General features: G+C 57.5%; 9 protein-coding genes and 1 pseudogene. 6 read left to right on the forward strand and 4 right to left on the reverse strand.

From position 1 onward, the window contains the following. Position 1 precedes the first annotated feature (1 nt). Positions 2 to 991: a phosphoesterase gene (locus WA354_RS12975; protein ID WP_472813434.1), complete on the forward strand. Its 990-nt coding sequence runs from the start codon at positions 2 to 4 to the stop codon at positions 989 to 991. A gap of 212 nt (positions 992 to 1,203) precedes the next feature. On the opposite strand, the gene WA354_RS12980 is transcribed toward WA354_RS12975, so the two are convergent. Then, entirely contained in the window at positions 1,204 to 1,746 is a 543-nt protein-coding gene (locus WA354_RS12980; RefSeq protein ID WP_472813435.1) for a DinB family protein, read from the reverse strand. A gap of 175 nt (positions 1,747 to 1,921) precedes the next feature. After that, complete coding sequence (locus WA354_RS12985; RefSeq protein WP_472813436.1) at positions 1,922 to 2,536, reverse strand: HAD family hydrolase; 615 nt, start codon at positions 2,534 to 2,536, stop codon at positions 1,922 to 1,924. A gap of 340 nt (positions 2,537 to 2,876) precedes the next feature. On the opposite strand from WA354_RS12985, the gene WA354_RS12990 reads away from it, so the two are divergent. Both WA354_RS12990 and WA354_RS12995 read left to right on the forward strand, forming a co-directional pair. Continuing rightward, the gene (locus tag WA354_RS12990) at positions 2,877 to 3,257 is read left to right on the forward strand and encodes a helix-turn-helix domain-containing protein (protein ID WP_472813437.1); all 381 of its coding nucleotides are present in this window, start codon (positions 2,877 to 2,879) and stop codon (positions 3,255 to 3,257) included. Between the two features lie 342 nt (positions 3,258 to 3,599). Then, positions 3,600 to 4,418 (forward strand): isoprenyl transferase, encoded by an 819-nt coding sequence (locus WA354_RS12995; RefSeq protein ID WP_472813442.1) that lies wholly within the window; start codon positions 3,600 to 3,602, stop codon positions 4,416 to 4,418. 18 nt (positions 4,419 to 4,436) lie between these two features. Here WA354_RS12995 and WA354_RS13000 read toward each other — a convergent pair whose 3' ends face one another. Both WA354_RS13000 and WA354_RS13005 read right to left on the reverse strand, forming a co-directional pair. Continuing rightward, positions 4,437 to 4,862, reverse strand: coding sequence for a type II toxin-antitoxin system VapC family toxin (locus WA354_RS13000; RefSeq protein WP_472813438.1), 426 nt, complete (start codon positions 4,860 to 4,862; stop codon positions 4,437 to 4,439). Then, entirely contained in the window at positions 4,859 to 5,329 is a 471-nt protein-coding gene (locus WA354_RS13005; protein WP_472813439.1) for a hypothetical protein, read from the reverse strand. Before WA354_RS13005 ends, WA354_RS13000 begins: the two co-directional genes overlap by 4 nt. Before the next feature lie 122 nt (positions 5,330 to 5,451). Between WA354_RS13005 and WA354_RS13010 the strand changes: the two genes are divergently transcribed. From WA354_RS13010 to WA354_RS13020, 3 genes and pseudogenes are all read left to right on the forward strand, one after another. Beyond that, positions 5,452 to 6,627 carry an AAA family ATPase gene (locus WA354_RS13010; RefSeq protein WP_472813440.1) on the forward strand — a complete coding sequence of 392 codons (1,176 nt, stop codon included), beginning with the start codon at positions 5,452 to 5,454 and terminating at the stop codon, positions 6,625 to 6,627. Between the two features lie 47 nt (positions 6,628 to 6,674). Further along, entirely contained in the window at positions 6,675 to 7,502 is an 828-nt protein-coding gene (locus tag WA354_RS13015) for a phosphatidate cytidylyltransferase (protein WP_472813441.1), read from the forward strand. 53 nt (positions 7,503 to 7,555) lie between these two features. Further along, positions 7,556 to 8,009: pseudogene (locus tag WA354_RS13020) on the forward strand (1-deoxy-D-xylulose-5-phosphate reductoisomerase); the annotation flags it as partial.

Below are 8,009 nucleotides of genomic sequence, written 5' to 3' on the forward strand. Positions count from 1 at the left end.
GTTGCGGGTTAAAGTCTTCTATCACGATAAGTGCTTTGACGGAGCCTGCTCCGCATCGTTGTTTACGCGGTTTCATCGCGAGTGCATAGACAAGAACGCGGCGTACGATTACCACGGGCTGGTGCACCGCGCCGGGGCGCTCTTTGACGAGAGCGAGTTCACGGGTGATGAGAATGCGATTGTCGACTTCAAGTATTCGCCTTCGCCCAGGATCACATGGTGGTTCGATCATCATCTGTCTGCATTTTTGACTCCGCAGGATCACGAGAATTTTCTTGCTTGCCAGAAGGATCCGGTATGCGGGTCGAGAAAGTTCTTCGATCCAAACTACACGTCGTGTACCAGCTTTCTGGCGCACATCGGGTCCACGAAATTCGGATTCAACACGGAGCCCGTGGCGGACCTGATTCATTGGGCCAATATTGTGGATGGCGCGCTGTACGAGAGCCCCGAGGCCGCGGTGGAGATGGCCGCTCCGGCAATGAAGCTGACGCTGATCATTGAATCCACGCAGGACCCGGAGTTTATTCCGAAACTGATTCCGCTGCTGACTGAGATGCCGCTGGGCGAAGTGCTGGCGCAGCCGTTTGTGGCTTCCCTCTTACCGCCGCTGCTGGAGCGGCACCGCGAAGGTATCGAGCTGATTCGCAACCGCAGCGAAGAAGTGGATGGAACGATCTTCTTCGATATCACGGATCGGCCGGTAGAGGGCTACAACAAGTTCATCCCGTACTATCTGCATCCGAAGGCGACGTATTCGATCGGGCTCTCGAAGTCGAGCTTTCGCACCAAGGTGTCGGTCGGCTCGAATCCGTGGACCAAGGCTGACCCCGCGAAAATGGTGAATTTGGCGCAGGTGTGCGAGCGCTACGGTGGCGGTGGACATGCGCGGGTGGGAGCGATCAGCTTCCCGCCGGATCAGGTTGATAAAGCGCGGCAGGCAGCAGCGGAGATTGTGGCGGAGCTGCGGGCCAAAAACCCGTTCGCGTAAGGCAGAACTCGATGCTCTGATCGTTGCCGAGAGAATGCCCACGGCACCACCGCAACTCGAGAAATGGTTGCTGGATTCGATTAAATCGTCTGTACGCAAGAGGCGGAGCCGAGGCTCTCGGCAATCGCGGTAAGTCAGTAAATCGCGAAGTGCAAACTTGGCCGAAGCCCGAGGAGCGCTATGCCTTTCCGCAAACTCCTCCCGATCCATGATCAGGCGGTTTGGGTGGCACGCATTTTTGCCACACGCTCGTTGGACTGCCTTGTCAGATGAGGAACGATGCCAAGCTGCCGCTCGATGAGCATGAGCTGTGCGCGATGATGCATCTCATGCTCCTTAGCGCCTAACAGTTGCTCGAACCGGGACTTGGCGCCGCTGCCGTCCGCTACCGTCGTCATCTCGTCCAGGATCTCCGTCGGCAACGACTCCAGCCACGCTGCGAAGGACTCACCGCGGCTGCGCAGCAACTCCAGGATCTCCGCTTTCGTCCTGGGTTTCGATTCCTCGCTTCTGGCGCGTTCTGCGAGGCCTAAAAAGTCGAAGCCAACCAGCGTCATCACGCGTTGCTTGCCGTGTATTTCCTCCCACATCTGTGGCGTCACAGCGATGTGCGCCAACATCTGGCCCACGGTACGGCACTCTGGAGCCGGGACATGGTTGTACTGCTCTTCGGGAATATCTTCGGCGATCTGAATCGTGTTTTGGCGTACGGTCCGAAACTGCCTGCCTAATTCTTTTCCGCCGTAGATGCTCATGGTGTCTGCCTCCCGATTGATCTCATCTTGACCTGTGCGACACGGTTCGGCAAGAGCGGTGATGGCCCGCTGTCGGAGATGCCAAGGTTCTCAGCAGCCTGAAGGATGCTGGATCGACCTAGCTGTGACCATGCCTTGATACGAAACTGAACCCGCATCGAGTTTTTCGCAGCGTCTAAAGGCCGAGTTCGTCAGCGCGTTTTTTCATCGCTTCCAGACAAAACGCGATATGCGCGTCGAGGTCGACGCCTAGCTCGGCGGCGCCCTGGATTACGTCTTCGCGGTTGACGCCCCGGGCGAATGCTTTGTCTTTCATTTTCTTGCGGACGCCGGGGACTTCAACGTCGGCTATAGCCTTGGTGGGCTTAACCAAAGCGCATGCGGTGAGGAAGCCGGCGAGTTCGTCGCAGGCGAAGAGAGATTTGTCGAGATGCGTGACGCGCGGAACGCCGGAGTATTGCGCGTGGCCAAGGATCGCAGTGCGAAGTTCGACGGGCCAGCCCTGTCGCTCGAGTTCGCGGACGCCGACGAATGGATGCTCCTCGGGCGCGGGGTGGCGCTCGTAATCGTAGTCGTGAAGCAGCCCGGTGGTGGTGTAGAGCTCAACGAAGCGGGCGCGCTCGTCGGCGTTGAGGCCGAGCAGGTCGGCTTCGGCTTCTCCGCAAGCAGTTACGCAGATCTCCACAGCGATGGCATGCTTGCGAAGACTCTCGCTCTGTGTCCACTCAGAGAGCAATTGCCAGGCTTGTTCGCGTCCGAACTTCCTCTCGCCATTTTCGATCAAAGTCATCTCTGAATTTTACGTGTTGCACACCTTGGTTCGCGTTTCTTGGGGTTGCTTAGGGATTTATACCAGATTCATTGGGTTGACCCTAAGTTTCTACTTGACAATTATGGTTCACCGGCAGAAAGTAGCACTTATCGCGGTGCAAAACACCCCGGGGTTCCTGCTCTGGCACTCCGCGCAATACAAAATGGCTACCACTCTAATCAGCGTGGATACACGCGAAGTTGTGCGTTGCGATTTCTGCAGCTTGGTGCAGTACAGAACCACCAATTCTCTTTGCAGGAAATGTCGCAGACCCCTTGATATCGAGGAGCCAGCACCCCTAGCTCCACAACTGGTAACGATGCCGCCAGCGGTCGCCTCAGCTGAAGCCGGGTTGCAGGTGGCGGGGCAGGTGCGCGAGATTCGCCGGGCGCGGCACCTGAGCCAGCGTCAGCTCGCAAGTCGCATGCAGGTACCGCGGACCTACATCTCGAAGATCGAGAACGGTAAGGCGATTCCGACACTAGGTTCGCTGGAGCGGTTGGCTTGCGCGCTGGAAGTGGATATGCGCCAACTGGTGCGCGATTCGCGCAGCCGTCGCGAGGAAGAGGTCTCGGCGATTCTGTCCGATCCTTTCCTGGCGGAGATCGCGGCGATGTTGCCGCATCTGGATTCTCTGCACCGGACGTTGCTGTATGGGTCGGTTCGGGATATGGCTGCTGGACGGCGACGGACCGCATAAGACCGGCACTCTCAGCGATCTCACCTCGTATCCTCTCTTCGTCTCTTCGTGGACGGGCGAACAGCGCATAACGCTGGTTCGCCCGGTCTCCTCGCGTTGAAGATGACGATCGGTTCATGTGCGCAGCGTGGCAGATAATGACGCACCGATTATGCTAGGCTCGAATGTGTCGCCAGATTTCCCCGGCTGCCGGGGACTTTTCATTGGTTGACGTTGATGCAGTATCCTTTAGGCACGTTGGGCTTGTGAACTGGCTCCGGCCGAATCTTGCAAACAGGGAACGGGCATCGACTGGGAAGCGTAAAAGATTTTGTCGAGGCAAATTCCTTGCATCCAACTGGCATGCTGCGGATCGATGAGCTGACCTCAGAGGAGCGTGCGATCTATAACACGCTCAAGCCTGAGCGGCTGCCTGAGCACGTCGCCATCATCATGGATGGCAACGGCCGCTGGGCGGGCCATCGGTCGCTGAAACGTTTTCTGGGACATCAGCAGGGCGCCAAAAGCGTACAGCTGGTAACTGAGACGGCTTCGCGCATCGGACTGCCCTGGCTCACGCTATATGCCTTCTCGCTTGAGAACAACCTGCGTCGACCGCGTGCCGAGGTTAACTTCCTCATGCGGCTGTTGAGGAGCTATCTCGAGAGCAACGTGCAGCGCATGAACGACAACAATGTCCGCATGCGCTATATCGGCCGCGTGCACGAGTTGCCCCGTGAAGTGCAGGACAAGATGCGGTGGGCGGAAGAGGAAACGGCCCGGAACACCGGCACGACTCTCACGCTGGCCCTGAATTACGGTTCACGCTCAGAATTGGTAGACGCATGTCGGGCGCTGGCCAGGGAGATGGAGCAGAAGAAACTCAGTCCCGATCGTATCTGCGAAGAGGATGTACACCGGCATCTCTACACGGCGCACATGCCCGATCCGGATCTGCTGATTCGGACCTCGGGTGAGATGCGTATCTCGAACTTTCTGCTATGGCAGATCGCCTATACCGAGATCTTTGTGACGGAGCGGTTGTGGCCCGATTTTCGCGGCATCCATCTGCTCGAAGCGATTGCGGCTTTCCAGCGGCGCGAACGTCGCTACGGCGGGCTGAGCGATAGTGTCGGCGAGGTCGAGGAAGACGCCGATCAGATCAAGATCATCGCCAGCTGACGTTCTTCCATCGACCTATCACAGAATTGGGGTGCTGAAATCGGCGATGAACTGGACGCCGGGGACGTCGAGCTTTAACAGTTGCTTGTCACCTGTGAGGAACAGATCAATCCCAGCTGATGCAGCGCAGGCGAGATGAATGGAGTCTGCAATCTTCATCTTCTCAACGGCTCTGAGTCGGCTGAACGGCGCCACAGCGCCCCCATCAAAAGGCAAAAACGAAAACCCAACCTCAGCCAGATTCTCGCGGATGACTGAGGCTTTTTGCGGGTGCGGCGATTTTGCCGCCCCTGCCATGATTTCGCCGAGCGCGAGATAGCTCGTAAACAGTTGGTCATTTCGTCGATACGATCGCTCCAGCAAACTGCGAACACGCTCTGAAAACGTGGGATTGCCCTCCAGCCAATAGATAAAGAGCATGGAGTCCCAGTAAATCCGGCTCATGCGGCGTCCTCATCTTCCGATCGAATCCACCGCAAGAAAGCTTCGCCGCCTCCGTATTCCGCAAGTTCATCTTTTAAGATGCCGCGGAGCTTTTCGCTCAAGCGAACAGCTCGCGCGGCGGGGTCTTCCTCATCCCGTAACGACTTTCTGCTCTCGCCTCTTTGCTCGATCACTTCATGGCCTTTCAGATCCTTGGCAATTCGATATCTGAAGATCACGGTAGTGCTCTGCAGTGAGGGTGGCCCGTCAATGCCTTCAAGTTCTAGTCCATTCTCACGAAGAAACTTAGACGTCTTCAAAGCGCTGCAAATCTGGGGGATATGACTACCGGGAAAACCCTCGGCCTGCAAGTCAACCAAGAGATCTTTTACTCGAATGGAAAAATGATCTTTGCGCGCCTTGACAGCCGCATCAACGTATCTTGTCTGAGCCAGCGTTCTGATCTTGTCACTCAAGCCGATATTCACCGTTGACCTCCAAGGATATATTAAGAATATATAAGATATTTATCTTCGTAAAGAAATATTCAAAATATCTAAATATTGTGTAGATTCTTCCCTTTCCGTAATTAGGTTATCCTTCCAACACCATGATCCACACGCTTGCGGTATCGGGATATCGCTCTCTCCGGGATCTGGTGCTGCCGCTTGGGCAGCTGAATCTGGTGACGGGAGCCAACGGGACGGGCAAGTCCAGCCTGTATCGGTCGCTTCGGCTACTGGGTGACGCGGCGTTGAATACGGTGGTCGCGTCACTGGCGCGGGAGGGTGGATTACCGTCAACGCTTTGGGCTGGGCCCGAGAAGATTGGGCGAAGCGTTCGGCACGGAGAGCACGCGGTCGAAGGCACGCCGCGGCAGAAGTCCGTCAGTCTGAAACTGGGATTTGCGGGCGATCCCTACAGCTACTGCATCGATCTTGGTTACCCTCCCCCGGCGCAGACCGCGTTTCCGCTTGATCCGGCAATTAAGCGCGAATGCATCTGGCATGGCGGCATCTATCGACGAGCGTCTGTTCTGGTCGATCGCAACAATCGGCTGGTGCAGGTTGCACCGGGCAAGACCGCCAAACACGAAGAGCCCGTAATTCTGACCAAGGATCTGAGTTCAACCGACAGCATGCTGGCGACAATTGCCGATCCGCAACGGGCGCCGGAGATGCTGGCGGTCCGCGAGTCGATTCGAGGCTGGCGTTTTTACGAAGGCTTTAGGACCGATGCTGCTTCGCCGGTGCGGATTCCGCAGGTTGGGACATTCACGCCTGTTTTGAGCAATGAAGGAACAGACTTGCCGGCGGCCCTCGAGACGATCCGCATGTTTGGAGATGGTGAAGCGCTGGACCGCACGATTGAAGACGCATTTCCGGGTAGCCGCGTTGAAGTAGATGAGCAGGCAGGCCGATTCGAGGTGCAGCTGAGGCAACACGGGCTGTTGCGGCCGCTTTCGGCAGCGGAGTTGTCAGACGGCACGCTGCGGTACCTGCTTTGGACAGCGGCTCTTCTGACGGCACGTCCGCCGGAACTGATGGTCCTGAATGAACCAGAAACCAGCTTGCATCCCGACCTGCTGCCGGCGCTGGCCCGTCTGATCGCCCATGCGTCGGAGAGTACGCAACTGGTAGTGGTGTCGCATTCACAGCTTCTTATCCGGGCACTGGAAGAGAACCGGATATGCAGCCGGCTGCACCTGGAGAAGTCGTTCGGCGAGACGGTGCTGGCCGGAGCGACTCTTTTCAACACTCCGAAGTGGGAGTGGCCGGTGCGCTAGAGGCGAGTCTCTCCGCCCCACCCCGGCGGTGTATTCTCAACGCTGGAATGAAACGAGTTCTGACAGCACTGATTCTGGCGCCCATGGTTCTGGCCCTGGTTTTTATCGGCCCGATGTGGCTGATTACGCTGGTGGTTGCCGCCGTCGCCATGCTGGCAGCGTGGGAGTTCCTTGCACTCACGGAGCGACGCGGAGCTAAGCCGCCAAAAGTGTTGACACTTGGGTGTGTTGGCCTGCTTTTCGCCGGGAATTATCAATGGCCCGACGAAACGATCACCATCTTCGGGCTTTTTTGCATCATTTTGCTGGTCTTTTGCACTTTCAAGTCACCAGTAGAGCGAGCGATGACGGACGCTACTTCGTCGGTCTTTGCCCTCTTTTATCTGGGACTTACACTCATTCCGCTACCCATGCTGCGTGAGGCGACGAATGGCCCGTCCCTGATGGCCTTCCTATTTCTGACGGTCTGGGCAGGAGACACGGTGGCGATGTACGCGGGCAGGATGTTCGGCAAGCGAAAAATGGCACCGAATCTCAGTCCCAATAAGACTTGGGCGGGGGCCGTCGGCTCGGTCGTGGGTGCCGTCGCGGTTGCAGGGATCCTTCTGGCGCTCAGTACGTATTTTGCGAATTGGAACTCGGTTAAGCTTTCGTTTGCGGATGCGCCGATATTGTATTGGCTGGCGCTCGCGGTCGTGGTGAATGTTGCCGCCCAGGTTGGCGATCTGGCGGAATCGGCACTGAAGCGCTCGGCGGGGGTAAAGGACTCCGGAACGCTCCTCCCGGGGCACGGCGGCATTCTTGACCGCATTGACGCGCTGCTGCTGGCGGCGCCGGTGCTGTGGTACGCTCAGGTTATCCGCCTGCGCTTCTAGACAGGCCATCAAATAACTCGCTTGTCATTGTTGGAATTGGACTTAGCAGAACGTTGAAACGACTCGCCATTCTCGGCTCCACCGGCTCGATCGGTCAAAGCACCCTCTCCATTGTTGAGCAGTTTCCAGATCGCTACCAGGTAGCAACGCTGGCGGCTGGGCGCAATGTTGACCAGGCATTTGCGCAGGTGGTGCGATGGCGGCCCAAGGTAGTTTCGTTGGCTACGGAAGAGCTTGCGGGCCAACTGGTTGCGCGCCTAAAGCAAACAGGCGTCAACGGCATAGAGGTTGTCCACGGGGTGACCGGTACCGTGGCTTGCTCGACACATCCTGATGCGGATTTTGTGGTGTCGGCGATTGTGGGGGTCGCAGGGCTCGAGGCGACGCATGCGGCGATCCTCGCGGGAAAGCCCGTGGGCCTGGCCAACAAGGAATGCATGGTGGCGGCGGGCGAGATTTTGACCGCAGCTGCACGCGAACGCAATGTGCCAATTCTGCCAATCGACA

This window comes from Occallatibacter sp., assembly GCF_049802275.1.
In the GTDB taxonomy this organism is placed as follows: Bacteria; Acidobacteriota; Terriglobia; order Terriglobales; family Acidobacteriaceae; genus Telmatobacter.